This is a genomic window from Geomonas propionica (assembly GCF_016458235.1).
GTDB classification, from domain to species: domain Bacteria; phylum Desulfobacterota; class Desulfuromonadia; order Geobacterales; family Geobacteraceae; genus Geomonas; species Geomonas propionica.
In genome coordinates, this window is the sequence record NZ_JAEMHK010000002.1 from 59,960 (window position 1) to 78,736 (window position 18,777).

Below are 18,777 nucleotides of genomic sequence, written 5' to 3' on the forward strand. Positions count from 1 at the left end.
GAACCCCACCCTTTTGCTGTTAATTGGAAAGCAGGAAATATATAGGTTTTGCGGCAAAAACTCAAGAAAATCCGACGGGAAAAGCGCAAAAAGCGAGGAGATGCGGAGGCCGCAGGGGCAAAAAACGGCATTACCCGAGCGGCAGGGGAGGAAATATTTACCCTCCCCAAAAGAATATTTGTCCTGGCTAGCTCACGGGGCGCCTGTTCCAGGCGAGCCAGTAGAAGCCGAGGTCGCGCAGTAAATTGCTGAAGGAGTCGAAATCGACCGGCTTGGTGAGGTAGCTGTTGGCGTAGTTGTTATAGGCCTGGGCGAGATCCCGCTCCGCAGCGGAAGTGGTTAGGATTACCACCGGGATGGCTTTCAGCTGTTCCGATGCCTTCACCTGTTTCAGCACCTCGATGCCATCGACTTTGGGCAGACGCAGGTCCAGAAGCACCAGGTGGGGGCGCGGGTAGGCGTTTTGGTCGGCATACCGGCCGCGGTTGTTCAGGTAATCGAGAGCGGCCTCGCCGTCCTCGACGTGGAACAGGTGGTTGGCCAGTCCAGCATCGCTCAGGTTGCGGATCGCCAGTTCGGCGTGGTCTGGATTGTCCTCAACCAGCAGAATGCACAAGGGCTCGCCTTCAATCATCTCTCTCTCCTTTGAAGAAAATCCAGTACAGAGAAACCTTTAACAGGGATAACTGCGGATAAAAGGGATGGTTAAACCAGCCCACTTCTAAAGTGCCTTTATCCCTTTTATCCCTTTTATCCCTTTTATCCCTGTTTCAAGCGGGTTCTGGGGGCCGGTGCCGAGGGTGAAGCAGAAGGTGCTCCCCCCCCCTGCCCCTTCTGATTCGACCCACAGCCTGCCCCCATGGAACTCCACGATGCGCCGGGCGAGGGCCAGGCCGATGCCGGTTCCTTCGGAACGCGCGTCCAACTGGTTGAAAAGCCCGAAGATGGTCTCGTGGTACTGGGCCGGAACCCCGATGCCGTTGTCCTGCACCGTGAAGACGGGGCCTTCCGCGCTCTCGCGCATACCGATCTCTATCCGTGTTTTTTGCTGGTCACCCCTGTACTTGATCGCGTTCTCCACAAGATTCTGCAGCACCTCGCCGATGCGGGGCTGATCCCCCCACACCTCGGCGAGTCCAGGCTGCACCATCACCTCGACCCCGGCCTGCTGGATCGGCCCGCCGAGCTGACCAAGCACGTCTTTTACCAGCAGGTTCATGTCGATCAGCGACGGCGCGTTGACGATGCGGCCGATGCGGGAGAGTTCCAGCAGGTCGCTCAAGAGGGCTGACATCTTGTCGGCAGCGCCCATGATGCGCCCCACGTCGCCGCCCAGCCGGTCCAGCTTGCCCCCTTCTATGTCCTTCAGCACCGCGCCGGCGAACCCTTTGATGGTGATGAGCGGGCTCTTCAGATCGTGGGACACGGTATAGGTGAACCGCTCCAACTCGGCATTTTTCGCCTCGAGCTCGGCCTCCCGCTCCATGCGCTCGCGCACTTCCTTCTCCAGGAGAAAAGCCTGCTCGCGCAGGGCCTCGCTGGCCAGTTTCCTCTCGGTGATGTCGCGGTTGCTGCCCCTAATGCCGTTCTCTGCGCCGCTGCCCGTATAGACCAACCGGCAGGTATGGGCGATCCAACGAACCTCGCCGTCCTTCCTGATGATGCGAAAATCGAGGGGGTTGGGAACCCCGCAAAAGGAGTCCCTGACATGCTGTTCATAGCTCGTGCGGTCCTCGGGATGGACGATCCGGTGCAGCAGTTCCGGGTCGGCGTAGAATTCCTCCCGGCTGTAGCCGGAAAGCTCAAGGCACGAAGGTGAAACGTACCGGAACGAATGGTCCGGCCCCTGCCAGTATTCCCACCCTTCCGTGTAGTCAGCCACGGTCCGGTAGCGTTCCTCGCGCTCCTCGATGGCGCGGGCACTGCGACCGAGAACGCGGGCCCCGGTTCCGATGAGCCCCAGGCCCAAAAACCAGATCAGCCCGTGACTGACCGCCGCCCCGGTGATCACCTCGCCCATCATGGCCGAGTTGGCCTCCATCGGCACCGATGCGCTGATCCCTCCTCTGATATCGCCGATGCGGTACCCTTGGGTGGCATGGCACTTGAGACAGGGGGCTTCGGTCACGAAGGGGCGCATGAGCCGCATGTAGCTGCGGCCGCCCATATCCTGGACCTCGCTCACCTCCGTCACCCCGGTCTCGAAGAGGCGCAATGCTTTGGCCTCCCACGGGTCGGGTTTGTTTTCCGCCCGTATCGGCTTCAAGCTGGTGATGTGACCACGCACCAGATTGTCCTGGCTGTCGGCCAACTCGAAGACCTGGCGGGTCATGTAGGCCGGGTTAACCAGCGTCAGCGCCTTTCCGGAGGGGGTGGTGACATCGCGTTCTTCGACATGGGTGAGATGGGGATTGGGAGGGCTGAATTCTGAGGCGGGCACATAGACGCCCCCATGCCTGGTGGCCCAGCGACGGTACAGGGTGTCCTTCTCGTAGGTGGCGCGCGCTTCGGCACGGGCGATGGCGACCACCGTGCGCTGCTCGTGACTGTAGAACCAGAGAAAGGAAAAGGTGATGCCTGCGGTCCAAAACAGCATCAGTATCAGGGCGAAGCGGCGAATCTTGTGGAATTGGGTCACCATGCCGGGTTACCTCTTCTGGCGGCGGGTCCGACTAGTGCCGGTCCAGCATCTCCCGAACTTTTTTCAGCAGCACCATCGGCTTTACCGGTTTCATCACCAGCTCGGCGCCCTCGTCTAGATCGCTCCTGCTGCGGATGATGTCGGCCGTGTAACCGCTGGTGAACAGAATCTTTGCGTCAGGCTGGTATTCCCTGATGGTCTCAGCGGCCTCCTTGCCGTTCATTACCGGCATGATGATATCCATGAGCACCAGTTTGATGGCGGGTTCTTCCTTGAACCTCTGCACCGCCTCCAGACCGTTGGCCGCATGGATGATGCTATAGCCGTACTGCTTGAGGATCGAGGAGACCAGGTCGAGGACGTGCAGATCGTCCTCCGCGACCAGGATGGTCTCGGTCCCCCGTACGTCGATTTCCGGCGTCGGGACCGTCTGCTCCGGCTCGGCGGAGGTTATGGAGGGGAGATAGATCCTGAAGGTGGTGCCGATACCGGGCTCGCTGTAGACGTTCACGAACCCCTTGTGCTGGGTGATGATGCCGTAGACGATGGCGAGCCCCAACCCGGTCCCCTTCCCTACCACCTTGGTGGTGAAGAAGGGATCGAAGATCTTCTTCCTGGTCGCCTCGTCCATCCCCTGCCCCGTGTCAGAGATGGTGACCAGGGCGTATTGGCCGGGGGTGCCGAAGCCGTGGGCATGTACGAAGGCGTCGTCGATATCATGGCGCTCGGTCTCCACGAAAAGCCGTCCCCCTTTGGGCATGGCGTCGCGGGCGTTGGCCGCGAGATTCATCAACACCTGCTCGATCTGCCCGCTGTCCACCACCGCCCAGAGCGCACCGTCGGCCAGCGAGGTGGTCAGGGTGATGTCTTCGCCGATGATCCGCTGCAGGAACTTCTCGACACCTTTGACGATGTCGTTCAGGTTGGCGGGCGCCGCCTTCACCTCCCCCTTACGGCTGAAGGCGAGTAGGCTGCGGGTCAAATTCGCTGCCCGGTCCGCCGCCGCCGAGATCTGCATGACCTTGTCGCGCGCGGGGGCATCATGGGGCAGGTCCAGCTTGAGCAGTTCACAATAGCCACCGATCACGGTGAGGATATTGTTGAAGTCGTGGGCCACCCCGCCAGCAAGAACGCCTACCGCCTCCAGCTTTTGCGAGTGGCGCAACTGTTCCTCGAGCTTCATGCGCTCGGTGATGTCGAGGGCTATGGCCAAGAGCCTCTCGCCCCCGTCCACGGTGATCCGCTCGCAGTAGTACTCCCCCTTCAGGGAGCGGCCGTCCTTGGCGTGCAGGGTAACCACGGTCCCCGCGACCTGGCCGTGCTCGTCGAGCTTGTCCAGCAAAGCCTTGCGGTCGTGCGGGCTGATCCAGCCAAGGGCGGTGGAAGACTTGCCCAGCACCTCTTCCCGGCGGTAGCCCGACAGTTCCACGAACTTTCGGTTCACGTCGAGGAACTTCCCCTCGTCCAAGTCGGTGATCACCATGATGAGCGGCGCACTGTCAAACGCCTTGTGGAATTTCTCCTCACTCAGGCGGAGCGTTTCCTGCGCCAGTTGCCGCTCGGCTATCTCCTTCTTCAATAACAGCGCCTGCTCAAGCAGGGCATCCTGGGCCATCTGGCGCTCGACCACCTCGTGCTCGAGGCGGTGGCTTTGCAGCTTGAGCGCCTCTTCGGCCCGCTTGTGCTCCAGGATGTGGTCCCATTCCCGCAGGGCACGCTCGACGATGCGCGGCATGGCGTCGAAGACCTCTGGCATCTTCACCACGTAGTCGATGGCGCCTGATTTCATCGCCTCAACCGCTACCTGCTCGCTGCCGTGGGAGGTCATCATCACCACCGGCGCTATATTCGCGGACTGCGCCACCAGATCCCCCCCCTTGCCGTCCGGCAGGAGGTAGTCGGTGAGTACGATGTCGAAGGTGCGGGTGTGGATGTGACCGAGGGCTTCCTTGACCGTGGCGGCGACGGTCAGTTCGTACTGGCCGGATTGGTCACTGAACCCTCGTCGGATCAACTCCGCGTGGGCATCGTCATCTTCGACAATCAGGATTTTCACAGGATTCAACGAGGCCATACATTCAACTCCTGCATCTCGGTTTGACGCACTTAGTGTGGGCCATATCGGACATCACAATGAGAGCCGAAACAGTTGCAGACAGTCTCCTCTCAAACAATTGATCGAGAAAAGTTTACTCAACTTTTCCCAATAGTCTGCCGGAAGATCATATTTTTGAAATTAAATTAATATAACATTTAACAATGACAACAGATGGAGCTGCCTATGACAGCGGAACAGACGGCACAGCCAGCAAGGAGCGGGAAGGGTCTGAAAGGGGAATCATCAGATACAGGAGAACGCGACCTGATGGTGGCAACGTGGGGACGAAAATAGAGTGCGAGGGAGATTCAAAGCGCAGAGACACGAAAAAGGGCACCCCGACAAGGGTGCCCTCTATTGCTTCCAGCAAGGCAAACGGTTCAGTCGAGGCCGCGCTCAGCCATTTCGATCGCCTTGACCACGGCCTTGGCCTTGTTGACCGTCTCCAGATATTCGGAGGCGGGGTCGGAGTCGGCGACAATGCCGGCGCCCGCCTGCAGATGCACCTTGCCGTCCTTGATCACCAGGGTCCTGATGGCGATGGCCATATCCATGTTGCCCGAGAAGGAGAAGTAGCCGACCGCGCCGCCGTAGACCTCGCGCCGCACCCCTTCCAGTTCGTCGATGATCTCCATGGCCCGCACCTTGGGGGCTCCGGACAGCGTCCCCGCCGGGAAGGTGGCGCGCACCACGTCGAAAGCGTCGTGACCGGGCGCCAGTTCCCCCTGCACGTTGGAGACGATGTGCATCACGTGCGAGTAGCGCTCGATCACCATCAACTCGGACACCTTGACGCTGCCGATCTCGCAGACGCGCCCGAGGTCGTTTCTCCCGAGGTCCACCAGCATGACGTGCTCGGCGCGCTCCTTGGGGTCGGCCAGCAGATCCTGCGCCAGTTCCTCGTCGGCTGCGGGGGTCGCGCCGCGCGGGCGGGTGCCGGCGATGGGGCGCAGCTCCACCTGCTCCCCCTCCTTGCGCACCATGACCTCGGGGGAAGCGCCAACCACCATGGTCTCGTCCAGGCGCAGGAAGAACATGTAGGGGGAAGGGTTCAACGTCCGCAGCACGCGGTAGATGTCGAAGGGGTCCACGGTGAGATCGCCGGAAAAGCGCTGCGAGAGGACCACCTGGATGATGTCTCCGCTTCTGACATACTCCTTGGCGCGGGTGACCCAGGACTCGAACTCCTCGCGTTTCACGTTGGAGGTGAGTTCCACCTTCCCCTGTGCCGGCTTTTTCTCCGACGCCGGCAGCGGCTTCTTGAGGCGCTCGATCAGCCCCTCGATCTTGCCAACCGCCTCGGCGTACGCGGCCTCGGGGGTCGCGCTCCCGTCGAGATGCGCGTTGGAAACCACCTTGATCTTTTGGCTCAGGCTGTCGAAGATGACGATGGTATCGGTGATGATGAAGTAGGCGTCGTAAGTGTTGATCAGGCTCGGGTTCTGGTCCGGCAGGCTCTCGAAGTGGCGCACCGCGTCATAGCCCAGGTAGCCGACAGCGCCGCCGAAGAACCTCGGGATGCCAGGGACCTCGACCGGCTGGTAGCGTGCCATGTAATCCCGGACGTAGTTCAAGGGATCGGACACCTCCATGCGGCGCACCTCGCCCCCTTCCACGATCTCGACCCAGTTGTCCTTGCCGCGGATGACCACCGCAGGCGAGGAACCCAGGAACGTGTAGCGCCCCCATTTTTCGCCACCCTCGATACTCTCCAGCAGAAATCCGAAGCGGCCGTCGTCGATCTTCTTGAAGGCCCCCACCGGGGTATCCAGGTCGGCCAGGATCTCCCGGTAGACCGGGATCAGGTTGCCTTGTGCGGACAGGGTCTGGAACGTCGCGAAATCGGGGCAGTACATGAGGCTCCTTTTATTGGCGTGCGAGGTGTTCGCAAGGGCTATCCCCTTGCCGGGAAACGAGTTTTAGCCCGACCTTAGTAACATAACGAGGAAAGGGTGTCAAGAAAGGGGGAGTCTGGTAGAATCATGTGCTAATGAAAACACCTGTGATAGTAGTCATATTAAGAGAGCGGTATTTCGCCTTCGCCCTGAAGGTGGTGGACGTCATCGTCCGCTTCAAGCGCGCCACCGAGAAGATGTTTCTCTCGTGGGAAAAATGGGGCAAACCTGAGGGGGATATCGCGCTGGAAAAAATGGTCTCGCGTTTCCCGCGCTACCTCGATCATCCCTCCGGGAGCGTGCGCTGCGGCGCCGGCTGGTATCCGCTGGTCTGGGACCTCTGCACCGCCATCGAGGCGATGGAGCACCTGGCGATGCCCAGGATCGGCCACTTCAAGGCCGAGGAGAGGCTGGGTGGACTCTTCGTCAGGATCGAGTCCGGCTCCCATATCGTCAAGGAGTTGGCCCGCGACACCGAGCACAAGGCCGCCGCCATTTGCTCGGAGTGCGGAGCGCCGGGATCGCTGCAGTTGGGGCACGGCTTCGCCAAGACCCTCTGCCCCGCCCACGCCAAGAAGCGCAAGCCGCAGAAGGCGAAACCGGTTCCCATCTCCGCCGAGCTCGCCGCTAGGGAACCGATGCTCCTTTTCCTGGACACCGAGTTCACCGACTTCGATTATCCGCAACTGATCAGTCTCGCCCTGGTTTCGGAGAGCGGCGAGATTTACTACGCCGAGCTCGCCAACGGGTGGAGCCCCGAGGGGTGCTCGCAGTTCGTCACCGCAAACGTGCTGCCGCAGCTGACCGGCGGCGACTTCTTCCAAGAGCGAAGCTACGCCAAGCGCAGGCTGGCCGAGTGGGTATCCTCCCTGGCCGTCCCGGTGCGGGTGGTCTGCGACGCGCCCGGTTTCGACTGGGTGCTCATGGTGGACCTCCTGGGCGATACCTTCCCCAAGAACCTCTACCCTGCCCCGATCCATTATTACAGCGAGAGTTTCCCGGGGCTGTTCGAGCTGTTGCAGAAAGCCCACGCCGAGGCCTACAACGAGTTCCCGCCGCACCACGCCCTGCACGACGCCGAGGCCCTGCGCGAAGCCTGGGAGGTCATGAAGGAGCACCTGCACCCCGCGATCCTCAAACAGTATCTGAAACTTTAAGACTCGCCCCGGAACACAGAGGACACCGAGGAAAAGCCACATCGACACAGAGGAAAGCCTTGGGTTTTAAACCCGCTTCAGCGTCTTTCTCTGTGACCTCTGTGCTTCTCTGTGTCCTCTGTGGTAATGCTTTTCCTGTTTTTCTTCTATCCCCCCTTGAAATCTTGCCCTCGCGTTATTATGTTCCAGCGGTCAATCACTATGCCTCAAAGGAGACCACCCAGACATGGCCAAAACCGTCAAGAAGTTCGAGACCGAGGTCCAGCAGCTTTTGGACCTGGTGATCCACTCCCTCTATTCCAACAAGGAAATCTTCCTCCGGGAGCTCATCTCCAACGCGTCTGACGCCATTGACAAGATAAAGTTCGAATCCCACTCCAACATGGAACTGCTGGAAGGGAACGCAGACTGGAAGATCAAGCTGCACGCAGACAAGGAAGCAGGCACCCTCACCATCACCGACAACGGCATCGGCATGAGCATGGACGAGGTCGCCGACAACATCGGCACCATCGCCAAGTCGGGCACCAAGAACTTCGTGGCCGCCCTGAAGGAACAAAATCTCACCGACAACCCGGAGCTGATCGGCCAGTTCGGCGTCGGCTTCTACGCCTCCTTCATGGTGGCGGACAAGGTGGTACTCACCACGCGCCGCGCGGGCGACAAGCAGTACGGTTGCCGCTGGGAGTCCACCGGCGACGGCTCCTACTCCATCGAGGAGTGCGAGAAGGAGACCCGCGGTACCGAGATCGTGCTGCACCTGAAAGACGAGATGAAGGAATTCCTCGACGAGTGGAAGATCCGCTCCATCGTCAAGAAGTACTCCGATTACGTGCAGTACCCGGTCGTGATGGACATCACCCGTAGCGAACCGGTGAAGGACGCGGAGGGCAAGGTGATCGAAGGTGGCGGCACCATCGACACCACCACCGAGGAGACCCTCAACTCGATGAAGGCGATCTGGACCCGCCCCAAGAGCGAGATCACCGAGGAGGAGTACGAGGAGTTCTACAAGCACATCTCGCACGACTACGACAAGCCGCTCTCCACCATCCACTACTCCGCGGAAGGGGTCAGCGAATTCAAGGCGATCGTCTACATCCCCTCGCACAAGCCGTTCGACATGTTCCTGCGCGACCACAAGAAGGGCGTGCACCTCTACGTGAAGCGGGTCTACATCACCGACAACTGCGAGGCGCTGCTGCCGGACTACCTGCGCTTCATCAAGGGAGTCGTGGACTCCTCCGACCTGCCGCTCAACGTCTCCCGCGAGATCCTCCAGGAAGACGTACAGATCAAGCGCATCCAGAAGTCGCTGGTGGGCAAGGTCCTCTCCACCCTCGCCGAGATGAAAGAAAAGAACATCGAGGACTACCTGAAGTTCTACGCCGAGTTCGGGCCGGTGCTCAAAGAAGGGATCCACTTCGACTACGCCAACAAGGAGAAGCTGCAGGACCTGCTCCTCTTTGAAAGCTCCAAGACCGAGAAAGGGAAACTGGTCTCGCTCAAGGAGTACGTCGAGCGCATGCCCGAGGGGCAGAAGGAGATCTACTTCATCACCGGCATGTCCCGCGAGTCGGTCGAGAATTCCCCGTACATGGAGGCCCTGCGCAAGAAGGACTACGAGGTCCTCTACATGACCGACCCGGTCGACGAGTGGGTAGTGCAGGCGGTCCACGAGTACCAGGAGAAGCACCTGAAGGCCATCGACAGGGGCGACCTCGAGCTCGACACCGAGGAGGAAAAGAAAGAGAAGGAAGCCAAGAAGGAGGAGGCCCAGAAGGAGTTTGGCGGGGTCATAGAGTACATCCAGGAAACCTTGAAAGACCGCGTCAAGGAGGTCCGCCTCTCCTCGCGCCTCACCGAGAGCGCCTGCTGCCTGGTCGCCGATGAGATGGGGCTCAACGCCAACATGGAGAAGATCCTGAAGGCGATGAACCAGGAGGTTCCCGAAGGAAAGCGGATCCTCGAACTCAATCCCGAGCACCAGATCATGCAGGTGATGACTGCCATGTTCGAAAAGGACAAGAACAACCCCAAGCTCGCCGACTACAGCGAACTCCTCTTTGACCAGGCCCTCTTGACCGAGGGTTCCCCGATCAAGGACCCGCTGCGCTTCACCAAGCTGGTCAGCGAGCTCATGGTGACCAGCGGCAAATAGACACTCCGGTCACACATTGAAAAGCCGGGAGGCATAAGGCCTCCCGGCTTTTTTGTGCTTAGCCTCACAAAATCAGCACTTTTCAACATGTTCATTAGTTTTTGTAATTTACAGATTTAAAATTTTCATTTATATATTCCTGCATCCCCCTTCGCGGTGAACCTGCTACGGGGGACAAGCCCCTCCTTGGTGGTTCCCGTTCGGGATCAGTCCGCTAGAAGAGGGACAATTGATATGGCAATGCTTGCATGCACAAAGGAGGACTCAGATGACTCAATTTTTCGCCTCGTTGGCGGCCTTACTGCTCGTTGTGGCTTCTTCAACCATCGTTCTCGCCCAGGATCTCGATACCCGCTACGGGAAGATCTCCATCGTCGCTTTTGACCGCCAGGGGAACTCCATCCTCGATGACGGCGCCAAGGCCGACTACAAGAAAATCCAGTACCTCTTGAACGACAAGGTCATCCAGGAAGAGGTTGACGAAACCGTTGGCAAGCCGGTCCCCGAACTGGTCCGGGTGTTTCAGCAGAGCAAGGGCGACGCCGTGCTGGTGCTGGCCGACACCGGCGAAACCTCCGGCACCGGCGCCATACGCTTCATCGATGTGACCGCCGCAGGGGCGAAGCTTTCCAACGTGTTCCCCAACTGCAAGGGCGAGCCCCGCTACTCCCGCAAGGGCGACGTGATCCGGGTGGTCTTCAAGGAAGCCAAACCGCTCAAGGTCGCGACCTACAGCAACGGCTTCATCCGCTAGCACGCAAACATACGTGAATCAAAAAGGGGCGCCCGCAAGGACGCCCCTCTTTTTTTTGCTTCTCTGAACCTCGACCTCAACCTCAGCCTGCCTTTTGTCCCAGCACCTCGGACAATTTCCGGCTCATCTCCACCATCTTGTAAGGTTTTTGGATGAACCCGCAGAGCCCGGCTCCGGCCAGCTTCAGGCTCACCTCCTGCTCATTGTAGCCGCTGGACATGATCACCTTGACGTCGGGTTTCAGGGCGCGCAGGATCCGGAAGGTCTGCTCGCCGTCCAGGTTGGGCATGGTCAGGTCGAGCAGGACGCAGGTGATGTCGTCCATTTTCGCTCGGAACAGTTCCACCGCCTCGCGCCCGTCGCAGGCGAGCTTGACGCTGAAGCCGAGAGCCTGGAGCATGTCGCTCCCCAGAACCCGGATGCTTTCCTCGTCGTCGGCCAGGAGCACGGTGCCGCTGCCGCGCCAGAGAGGCTGTTCGGCCTGCGGCTCTGGTTGATCCGCCGCCTCCGCGATGCAGGGGAGTAGCAGCCGGAAGCTGCTCCCCCTCCCTTTCTCGCTGTAGACCTTGATGGCACCCTTGTGCGCCCGCACGATGCCGAGCACGGCCGCCATTCCCAGCCCGCGACCGGTGAACTTGGTGGTAAAGAAGGGGTCGAAGATCTTCGGGATAACTTCACGCTCGATGCCGCATCCAGTGTCGGAGACCTCCAGCACCACGTAGCATCCCTCCGGCAACCGGTCGTCGATCCAAGACTCCGAGAGGTAGCTGCGGTCGCACTGCATGCGCCTGGTGCTGATGGAAATGAAGCCGGTCCCCTCCTCCATCGCCTCGGAGGCATTGATGACGAGGTTGAGGATCACCTGGCGCAACTGGGTCACGTCGCCGCTGATGGCGGGCACTTCCGGCGCAAAGTTGTAGCGCAGCAGCGCCTTCTTGGAGATGGAGACCTCGAGCATGGGGCCCATGTCCTGCACCACCCGGTTCAAGTCAAGCTTCTCGATGACGAAGTTCCCCTTGCCGGAGTACGCAAGCATCTGGCGCGCCAGGTCCGCCGCGCGGCTGGCGGCCTGCTCGATCTGGGCCAGGTTTTCGCATGCCGGTGAGTCGGGAGGAACCCGCAGCAGCGCCAGATCCGCGTTCCCCAGCACCACCATGAGGATGTTATTGAAGTCGTGGGCGATCCCCCCCGCCAGCACACCCAGGCTCTCCAGCTTCTGCACGTGGAGCATCTGGGCCTCGATCAGGCGCTTCTCCTGCTCCAGTCGTTTGCGCTCGGTCATATCCACAGCGATGAACATCAGGTGGTGCTTCCCCTCCACGTCGAAGCGCGATATGAGACATTCCGTCTCCAGGGCGGCGCCGAAAGTCGAGGCCCCTGAGAACTCCTTGCTTCGGGTCTGGCCGTCGGCAAGAACCAGCTCTGCGACCTGGCGTACCCCCGTCTCCTCCCAGGATAGGATCTTGCGGAAATTCTGCGCGAGCATCTGCTCTATTCCGGCACCTACCATATCCGCCGCGGCTTGGTTAGCCTTGACGCAGGCTCCGCTCTCCCCGTCGTAGACCAGGATGCCGGTCGGCGACGAGGCCAGCAGCGATTCCAACATGGCGAGGGCGCGGTCGCGGGCTTCTTCGACCCTCTTCCTCTCGGTGATGTTGTCGTAGACGCCGAGAATGCCGACCACCTCGTCGTTTTCGTTACAGAGCGGGACCTTAGTGGTATCGACCCAGTGACGCTCGCCGCTGGCCTGAAGCTGCTGTTCGATGATGTGGTATTTGGCGCTGTTGCTGTCCATGACGCTGCGGTCATCGGAGCGGTAGGCATCGCTCTCCTCCCGCAGCCAGGGGAGATCGTAGTCGCTTTTGCCGCGGATCAACTCGGTCCGCTCCAGCCCTGCGGCCTGGGCGAAGACGATGTTGCACCCTTCATAGATGCTGTCCCTGTCCTTCCAAAATACGAACTGCGGGATGGTATCAATGATCTGCGCCAGCATGTTTCGCCCCTGCCGCAGCTCCTCCTCGGCCCGCTCCCGTACCGCGAGTTCCTGTTTCAACTGCTCGTTGGCCCGGTGCAGCGCCTCGGTCCTCTCGGCCACCCTCTGCTCGAGCTCCTCCTTGGCGCGCCGCAACTCCTCTTCGACCTGGGCCTGCTTGCGGGCCTTGACCTGTGCGACCTTGCCAAAGACCAGCGCAAGCAGCGCGAACAGGCCGGCGGCGATTACCAGGTACAGCCAATCTCCGTGCCAGTGCTCGGGCACAACCGCCGCGGCGAAGCAGGGCGACAGGCGCTTACAAGTGGAACTGCCGGTAGCGGTTCGTGATAGGTGCGGCATCTGCTCTCCTACTAGCTGCGGTGGGCGACCGGTGGCCGGCCCCGCACACGGGTGCAGCATGTGGAATAGAGGATAGAGTGATTGATTTTCTCTTCGGCTGGGGGCAGCTACTTCATTAGGAAAAAGCGGAGGGAAGACAGAGTGAGGAAAGATAGCGACGGGTGGACGCTGCCGCGGTGGCGCGTCCACCCGCCGTGGTACCAGGCTATGATGCCTCAGGCGGTCTTGCCGTAGAGGGCTTCCCTGCTGGCGAAGGCCCGCTTCACCCTGGTGAGAAGGCCGATTTCCTTGACCGGCTTCAATACGAAATCAAAGAACCCCTTTTCCAGGGCCTCCTTCTCCTCGTCGGGGGTGGCGGCCGCGGTCATAAGAATCACGGGCATGTAGCGGAACTCAGGGATGTTCTTGATGGCGAACAGGAACTCGTAGCCGCCGAGCTTGGGCATAACCTTGTCGGTGATTACCAGCTTCGGTTTCAAGGTGAAGATCTTGCTGAAAGCGTCCATGCCGTCTATGGCGGTTTCCACGGCGTATCCCTGGCGGGTCAGGATCTTGGCCACCATCTCGCGGGAGAGCTGGTCGTCCTCGACCAGGAGGATCGACTTGCTCGCGGGACCGGCGATGGTCTGCCCGAGGTAGTGGCGCGCGATGGCGCGGTTGATCTCCAGCCGGGTGGAAACGTAGAGCACCAGCTTCACGTTGTGTTGCTCGGCGATGGAGGCGAAAAGCCGATCGGTGGTCGGATCGGACACGGCGAGCCCCAACCGGCCGTCGTCGAGCTTCAGCGGGAAGAGGCTGTGTTTTACTGCCATCTCCAGCGGGATCAGCTTGAGCACGTTGGGGGGATAGCTGTACTTGGCGAAGTCGACGATCTTCCTGACGCGGTACTGTATGGCCAGCGCCTCGGCGAGTTCCTCCGGAGTGACCAGGCCGATCACCTCCAGCAGTTCACCCAGGCGGATGTTCTTGCTCTTGGCATGGGCGATCAACCGGTCTACTGAGGCACGGGTCAACAGGCCGCGCTCGACGAAGATCTCCCCCAAGGGTTTGCGTGTTGTTTGTGGTGCGGCTATCGGCTGGATATCTGCGGTCATGCGATCCTTCTCCTGCGGGCGGTGCTGCGATCGTAAGCGGTTGCTGCACTTTGTTTCGGTCACGGGAATTGATAAGGCCGTAGCGGGGCCACAGCCGGCGCCGAACCGGTGTGACCGGGCGCGTGAATTTCAATAATGAGAGCGGAACAGGTTGAAAGTCAATGCCTTTATCGGCAAGAACGGCGAAAAGGTGATCAAGAAATGATGAGCTCGTCGGAAAGCTCGTTGCGGTCGTCTTCCCCGCGCGGAAAATGCCGCTCGAGCTCGTTGCCGCAGGCCTCAATCACCTCGCAGACAGCCTGTGCACCGCGGCCGTCCCGCAGCCCCTGCGCCAGCCTTTCGGCCAAGGTTTTCCAGTACCCCGGCGGGATCTTCTCGTTGATGCCGCGATCACCCACGATCCAGACCTTGCGCTCCAGAAGGGATATGAAGATGAGGATGCCGGTCTCCTTGCGGGTCCGGTACAATCCCTGCTGGTAAAATGCGACCAGTGCCCTTTCGCTCACGGCCTCGGCCAGGCGCCTGGGGCCGACGAAGGAGAGCTTCAGATGCGGGAAGCGACGAAAGAAGAAGAGCAGCGGGAAGTAGAGCAGGAAGACAACGGGGATGTAGGTCCAAATTGTGACGTGATGTAAAAGAACGGCGACCGCCACGCCGACGAAGCCGGACAGGAGCAGCGCGCCGAGCGCCTCCGCCTCGCGGTAGCGGTCACTCTCGGACACCACCATGGTCGCGATCTCGCCGCTGGAGCGAGCCTCGGCGCGGGCTACCGCCTGGCTGATGGACTCCTTGTCGGCGCTGCTGAAATAGTTGTGAGCTAACGATTTATGCGTAAGGTCCATTACCAGTCTCCCGAGGCACCACCGCCGCCAAAGCTGCCGCCACCGCCGGAGAATCCTCCCCCTCCCCCGCCGAAACCACCGAAGCCGCCTCCCCCGCCGAAGCCGCCGAAGAAGGGTGGGCCACCCATGAAGCCCCCGCGTCCGCCGGAGGAGAAGAGGAAGGCGATGAAAAGACCGCCCAGGAAGCCTACCACGGCAAGGATCCCCAATAGGAGTACCGACATCCCTGAGAACGAGATGAAAGCGGCGATGGGGAGGCCAACCGCACCGGCGACCCCGCCGAGGAAACGCGAAATTCCGCCGAGGAAGACGGAGGCGACCAGCACGAAGAGGAGCAGCGTCAATATGGGAGGAGCGCCCTTCTTGCCGTGGCGCAGGTCGGTGGGCTGAGACTGGTACACTCCGCGCACCGTCGCCATTATGGCGTCCACACCGCGGGAGATTCCCTGGTCGAAGTCACCGCGCTTGAAGGCGGGTGTCATCTCGTTGCGGATGATGCGTCCGGACATGAGGTCGGTCAGTTTCCCTTCCAGACCCCGTCCCACCTCGATGCGGATCTTGCGGTCGTTCTTGGCCACCAGGAGCAGCGCGCCGTTGTCCTTACCCTTCTGCCCCAGTTGCCACTTCTCCACCACCTTGATGGCGTACTGCTCCAGCACCTCCCCCTCCAGACTCGGGATGGTGAGTACCACGATCTGGGTCGAGTCGCTCTGCTCGAAGGCTGCAAGCTCGGACTCCAACTGCTGTGCCATTTGCGGCGAAAGCATCGAGGCGTAATCGTTCACGTGGCTGCGCAGGGGCGGGACTTCCGCCGCGGCGCAGACATGGACGGTCAGCAAGAATGTGAGGAGCAAAAACAGCTTTTTCATACACGCCCCAGGTAAAGCAGATTGAGATCAAGACTAAGATTAAGGTGAAGAAAAGTGCCTACCCGCATTCCCTCAGTCTTAATCTCAGTCTTAATCTAGCCTCTCTAGAACTTGATCTTGGGCGCCACCTTGGCCCCCTCTTCCGCCTTGAAGGGCTCCTTGCGCTGCAGGTGCAGCATCATGGAGTTGGTGAGCGAGTTCGGGAAGGTCCTGATGGTGGTGTTGAAATCCTGCACCGCCTGGTTGTAGCGCACGCGCGCCACGTTGATCCGGTTCTCGGTTCCCTCCAGCTGGTTCTGGAGGTCCATGAAGTTTTGGTTCGCCTTCAGGTCCGGATAGCGCTCCACCACGACCATGAGGCGCGACAGGGCGCCGCTCAACTGCGACTGGGCCTGCTGGAAGTTCTGCATGGTCTTGGGATCGTTGATGGCGTCCTTGGAAACCTGCATGGACCCCACCTTGGCGCGCGCCTCGGTGACGGCCTTCAGGGTGTCGGCCTCGTGCTTGGCGTATCCTTTGACGACTTCGACCAGGTTCGGCACCAGGTCGGCGCGGCGCTGGTAGGAAGCCTCGACATCACCCCAGGCAGCGAACACCGCCTCTTCCTTGGCCTGCATCGTGTTGTAGCCGCAACCGGATAGGGCGGCGAGGGTGAATAACGACAGCAACAATAACGTCAAGCGTTTCATGATCTTTCCTCCTTGAATGGCATGAGCACAATAATAATCATCGAAGGGGCAATTGTCATCCTGAAAGGTTAAAAATCAGTAAAAGCTAAAAGCGGTTACGCAAAGGACACAAAGAATCCGCGATGTGCGCGAAGTATGACACAATACCGGACGAATCGTTTCTTTGAACTCTTCGCGGATTCTTCGCGCGCTTTGCGTAACTGCTTCAGGTTGATTGTCTTTGCCTTTAAGCGAAGATACGGGCACCGCACAGGACTGTGCGGTAGGCGAGAATATAGAGAGCGGCATTCCAGGATTGCCGCGGCATCCCCATGGGCTGGCCCGTTTGACCTTGAAACCATTCATTGAACTCCCAGCCGTTAACCTTGCAGCTATTTGCGACTTTGAGCAATTCGGCGCGGGCCAAAGACCGCTCTCCAAGGGAAGCCAGCAGGATGACCCAGAAGCCGCCGACGAAGGGCCAGGCGCCGCCGTTGTGGTACTGCCAGGGGAGGTTTTGCCGATGGCGCTGCATGTAGGGACGCCAGCGCGGCGAGCCCACCTCGATCGGGGCCCCCACCACGCGCACCGGGTGCGGGTCGTTGGCGTTCAAGGCGGTAACCGCCGCCACCATCTTGCAGGCGTCGGAACGAGCCCCCAGACCGGTGAGGTAAGCGAGGATGTTGCCGAAAATGTCGATCTCCTCTCCCCAGAAGGAGAAGTTCACGTAGCTCAGCAAAAAAGGCTCCGGGCGGCAGCGGTTGCGGATGTAGTGGCGCAGGAGCCGGACCCGCTTCTGATCCGGTACGGCGTTGTCGAAAGGGTTGAAGATGAGCCGCGCAAAGCGCTGCGTTTCCCGGGTGGTCGGAAGGTCGTACAGCCGCTTGGTCCAGTACCAGAGGGCGTTGCTGTAGAGGACAAAGCCGCTTCTAGGCATTATGTCGGCCCAGTCGGAGCAGTCATTTTGTTGCAGCAGGTACCATCCCTGGTGTTCCTGGCATTCCAGCCAGTTCAGGGCTCGCACCACGTGGGCGGAGAGCCGCGTTGACAGGCCCAGTTGCGGCGCCACCCGATCCACGAAGTGAACCGCGATCAGCCACCAGATGGTGGCGTCCACGCATCCGGCGTACCAGAAGTCGACCTCGGCGAGTTCCGGCTTCACGAACTTCGGGATCTGGCCGTTGCGGGCCTGGTGCCGCGCCAAGGTCAATAGCCCCGCCTCGGCAGACTGGAGCAGCTCCGGGTCACCGGAAAGGGCCATCCCCAGGGCGCAGATGGCGGCGTCGCGGCCGAAGATGGAATCGTAGTTGCGCCCGGAGGACTTGGGGGTGCGCGCTGAGGCAAGCACGCCGGCCGGCGTCGAGTTCTCCCGCAACAGGCGCAGTGCTTCCCGGTAACACTCATCGAGCAGGAGGGTCTCGTCGTCCCGCCACGACGCGAACTGGTCTGCGCTGCAGGTATCCGCCGTCACTTGAGTTGCACCATCTGGTAGCTCACCTTCCCCTTTTTTACCCGGACCACGATGATGTGGTTGACCCTCTCGCCGTAGCGGCTCATCCATACCAACGGCGCGCCGGCACCACCGGAGATAAAGGCGGGCACGCCGCCGAAAATGGTCTCGTCGTAGAGATGGGAGTGGGCGAAGAAGAGGCCTCGCACGGTCGGCGCAGCTGCGATCACCTGCTCCAGTTCCGCCGCCCCCTTGGTGAAGCTATGACCCCGCCATCGCTTGGTTTCGGGGGGGACGTGCATGGCGACGAAAGTGGATCCGGGGGCGGAGGCGAGCTCCTTACTCAGATAGTCGAGCTCCGCGGGAGAGAGTGCCTCGTTCGAGTTGTCCAGGGCGACCACCTTAAGCCCCAGACGCGGCACCGAAAACGCAAAATACGAGGGACCGATCTCCTTGGTGAAGAACTTCGGGTTCTCGTGGTTGCCCGGCACTACGAAGACGGGGATCCCGGGAATGTGTCTCTGGAGTAGCTTGAGGAAGCTTGCGGTTTCCTCCTCGCCCCCTTCGGCGGAATAGTCCCCGCCATGCAGAATGAAGAGCGGGTTGAAGCCGGCGGCGGCCGTCAGCGCCTTTTTGAAGACGACGTCGTTACCGCGGCTGTCCCCCATGACCACGAAGCAGTAGTCATCGGTCGCCGCGTGACGGGATCTTTCCTCTAACTGTGCGCTGGAGCGATGATACAGGGTATCGGCGTAGGAAACTGCAGGAAGGAACAGGGAAAGAAGAAGCAGGAGACCGATCAATGGCCCCCTGCCC

14 protein-coding genes are annotated in these 18,777 nt (G+C 60.6%); 3 read left to right on the forward strand and 11 right to left on the reverse strand.

The window, feature by feature from the left end:
* Window positions 1-187 precede the first annotated feature (187 nt).
* The 4 genes from JFN90_RS02910 to trpE all read right to left on the reverse strand — a co-directional run bounded on the left by JFN90_RS02910 (window position 188) and on the right by trpE (window position 6,595).
* Window positions 188-634, reverse strand: coding sequence for a response regulator (locus JFN90_RS02910; protein ID WP_215906670.1), 447 nt, complete (start codon window positions 632-634; stop codon window positions 188-190).
* Between the two features lie 87 nt (window positions 635-721).
* Window positions 722-2,641, reverse strand: coding sequence for an ATP-binding protein (locus JFN90_RS02915; protein ID WP_199393607.1), 1,920 nt, complete (start codon window positions 2,639-2,641; stop codon window positions 722-724).
* Between the two features lie 31 nt (window positions 2,642-2,672).
* Window positions 2,673-4,715, reverse strand: coding sequence for a response regulator (locus JFN90_RS02920; protein ID WP_199393608.1), 2,043 nt, complete (start codon window positions 4,713-4,715; stop codon window positions 2,673-2,675).
* Window positions 4,716-5,119: 404 nt separating this feature from the next.
* Entirely contained in the window at window positions 5,120-6,595 is a 1,476-nt protein-coding gene (gene trpE, locus JFN90_RS02925; protein ID WP_199393609.1) for an anthranilate synthase component I, read from the reverse strand.
* 146 nt (window positions 6,596-6,741) lie between these two features.
* Here trpE and JFN90_RS22490 point away from each other — a divergent pair, with 146 nt between their 5' ends.
* The 3 genes from JFN90_RS22490 (at window position 6,742) to JFN90_RS02940 (ending at window position 10,706) form a co-directional block, all read left to right on the forward strand.
* Window positions 6,742-7,791, forward strand: a complete 1,050-nt coding sequence (locus tag JFN90_RS22490; protein ID WP_199393610.1) for a 3'-5' exonuclease family protein — start codon at window positions 6,742-6,744, stop codon at window positions 7,789-7,791.
* Window positions 7,792-8,017: 226 nt separating this feature from the next.
* Window positions 8,018-9,952: a molecular chaperone HtpG gene (gene htpG / locus JFN90_RS02935; RefSeq protein ID WP_199393611.1), complete on the forward strand. Its 1,935-nt coding sequence runs from the start codon at window positions 8,018-8,020 to the stop codon at window positions 9,950-9,952.
* Between the two features lie 268 nt (window positions 9,953-10,220).
* Entirely contained in the window at window positions 10,221-10,706 is a 486-nt protein-coding gene (locus JFN90_RS02940) for a hypothetical protein (protein ID WP_199393612.1), read from the forward strand.
* Window positions 10,707-10,788: 82 nt separating this feature from the next.
* Here the strand turns inward: JFN90_RS02940 and JFN90_RS02945 are convergent, their stop codons facing one another.
* From JFN90_RS02945 to JFN90_RS02975, 7 genes are all read right to left on the reverse strand, one after another.
* Window positions 10,789-13,038 (reverse strand): ATP-binding protein, encoded by a 2,250-nt coding sequence (locus tag JFN90_RS02945; protein WP_236018834.1) that lies wholly within the window; start codon window positions 13,036-13,038, stop codon window positions 10,789-10,791.
* 215 nt (window positions 13,039-13,253) lie between these two features.
* Complete coding sequence (locus JFN90_RS02950) at window positions 13,254-14,132, reverse strand: response regulator (protein ID WP_199393614.1); 879 nt, start codon at window positions 14,130-14,132, stop codon at window positions 13,254-13,256.
* Between the two features lie 194 nt (window positions 14,133-14,326).
* Window positions 14,327-14,974 carry a TPM domain-containing protein gene (locus tag JFN90_RS02955; RefSeq protein WP_199393615.1) on the reverse strand — a complete coding sequence of 216 codons (648 nt, stop codon included), beginning with the start codon at window positions 14,972-14,974 and terminating at the stop codon, window positions 14,327-14,329.
* Complete coding sequence (locus JFN90_RS02960) at window positions 14,974-15,843, reverse strand: TPM domain-containing protein (protein WP_199393616.1); 870 nt, start codon at window positions 15,841-15,843, stop codon at window positions 14,974-14,976. The genes JFN90_RS02955 and JFN90_RS02960 overlap by 1 nt, the downstream gene beginning before the upstream one ends.
* A gap of 104 nt (window positions 15,844-15,947) precedes the next feature.
* A complete protein-coding gene (locus tag JFN90_RS02965; protein WP_199393617.1) occupies window positions 15,948-16,532 on the reverse strand; it encodes a LemA family protein in 585 nt (194 codons plus the stop codon).
* A 226-nt stretch (window positions 16,533-16,758) separates the two neighbouring features.
* Entirely contained in the window at window positions 16,759-17,982 is a 1,224-nt protein-coding gene (locus JFN90_RS02970) for an amylo-alpha-1,6-glucosidase (RefSeq protein ID WP_328755292.1), read from the reverse strand.
* Window positions 17,979-18,764, reverse strand: a complete 786-nt coding sequence (locus JFN90_RS02975; RefSeq protein ID WP_236018835.1) for a metallophosphoesterase family protein — start codon at window positions 18,762-18,764, stop codon at window positions 17,979-17,981. Before JFN90_RS02975 ends, JFN90_RS02970 begins: the two co-directional genes overlap by 4 nt.
* Window positions 18,765-18,777 lie beyond the last annotated feature (13 nt).

What these genes read in the sequence shown, in the direction of transcription:
- JFN90_RS02910 (WP_215906670.1), bottom strand. Translation starts at nt 634, where the DNA reads ATGATTGAAGGCGAGCCCTTGTGCATTCTGCTGGTTGAGGACAATCCA.
- JFN90_RS02915 (WP_199393607.1), bottom strand. Translation starts at nt 2,641, where the DNA reads ATGGTGACCCAATTCCACAAGATTCGCCGCTTCGCCCTGATACTGATG.
- JFN90_RS02920 (WP_199393608.1), bottom strand. Translation starts at nt 4,715, where the DNA reads ATGGCCTCGTTGAATCCTGTGAAAATCCTGATTGTCGAAGATGACGAT.
- trpE (WP_199393609.1), bottom strand. Translation starts at nt 6,595, where the DNA reads ATGTACTGCCCCGATTTCGCGACGTTCCAGACCCTGTCCGCACAAGGC.
- htpG (WP_199393611.1), top strand. Translation starts at nt 8,018, where the DNA reads ATGGCCAAAACCGTCAAGAAGTTCGAGACCGAGGTCCAGCAGCTTTTG.
- JFN90_RS02940 (WP_199393612.1), top strand. Translation starts at nt 10,221, where the DNA reads ATGACTCAATTTTTCGCCTCGTTGGCGGCCTTACTGCTCGTTGTGGCT.
- JFN90_RS02945 (WP_236018834.1), bottom strand. Translation starts at nt 13,038, where the DNA reads ATGCCGCACCTATCACGAACCGCTACCGGCAGTTCCACTTGTAAGCGC.
- JFN90_RS02950 (WP_199393614.1), bottom strand. Translation starts at nt 14,132, where the DNA reads ATGACCGCAGATATCCAGCCGATAGCCGCACCACAAACAACACGCAAA.
- JFN90_RS02955 (WP_199393615.1), bottom strand. Translation starts at nt 14,974, where the DNA reads ATGGACCTTACGCATAAATCGTTAGCTCACAACTATTTCAGCAGCGCC.
- JFN90_RS02960 (WP_199393616.1), bottom strand. Translation starts at nt 15,843, where the DNA reads ATGAAAAAGCTGTTTTTGCTCCTCACATTCTTGCTGACCGTCCATGTC.
- JFN90_RS02965 (WP_199393617.1), bottom strand. Translation starts at nt 16,532, where the DNA reads ATGAAACGCTTGACGTTATTGTTGCTGTCGTTATTCACCCTCGCCGCC.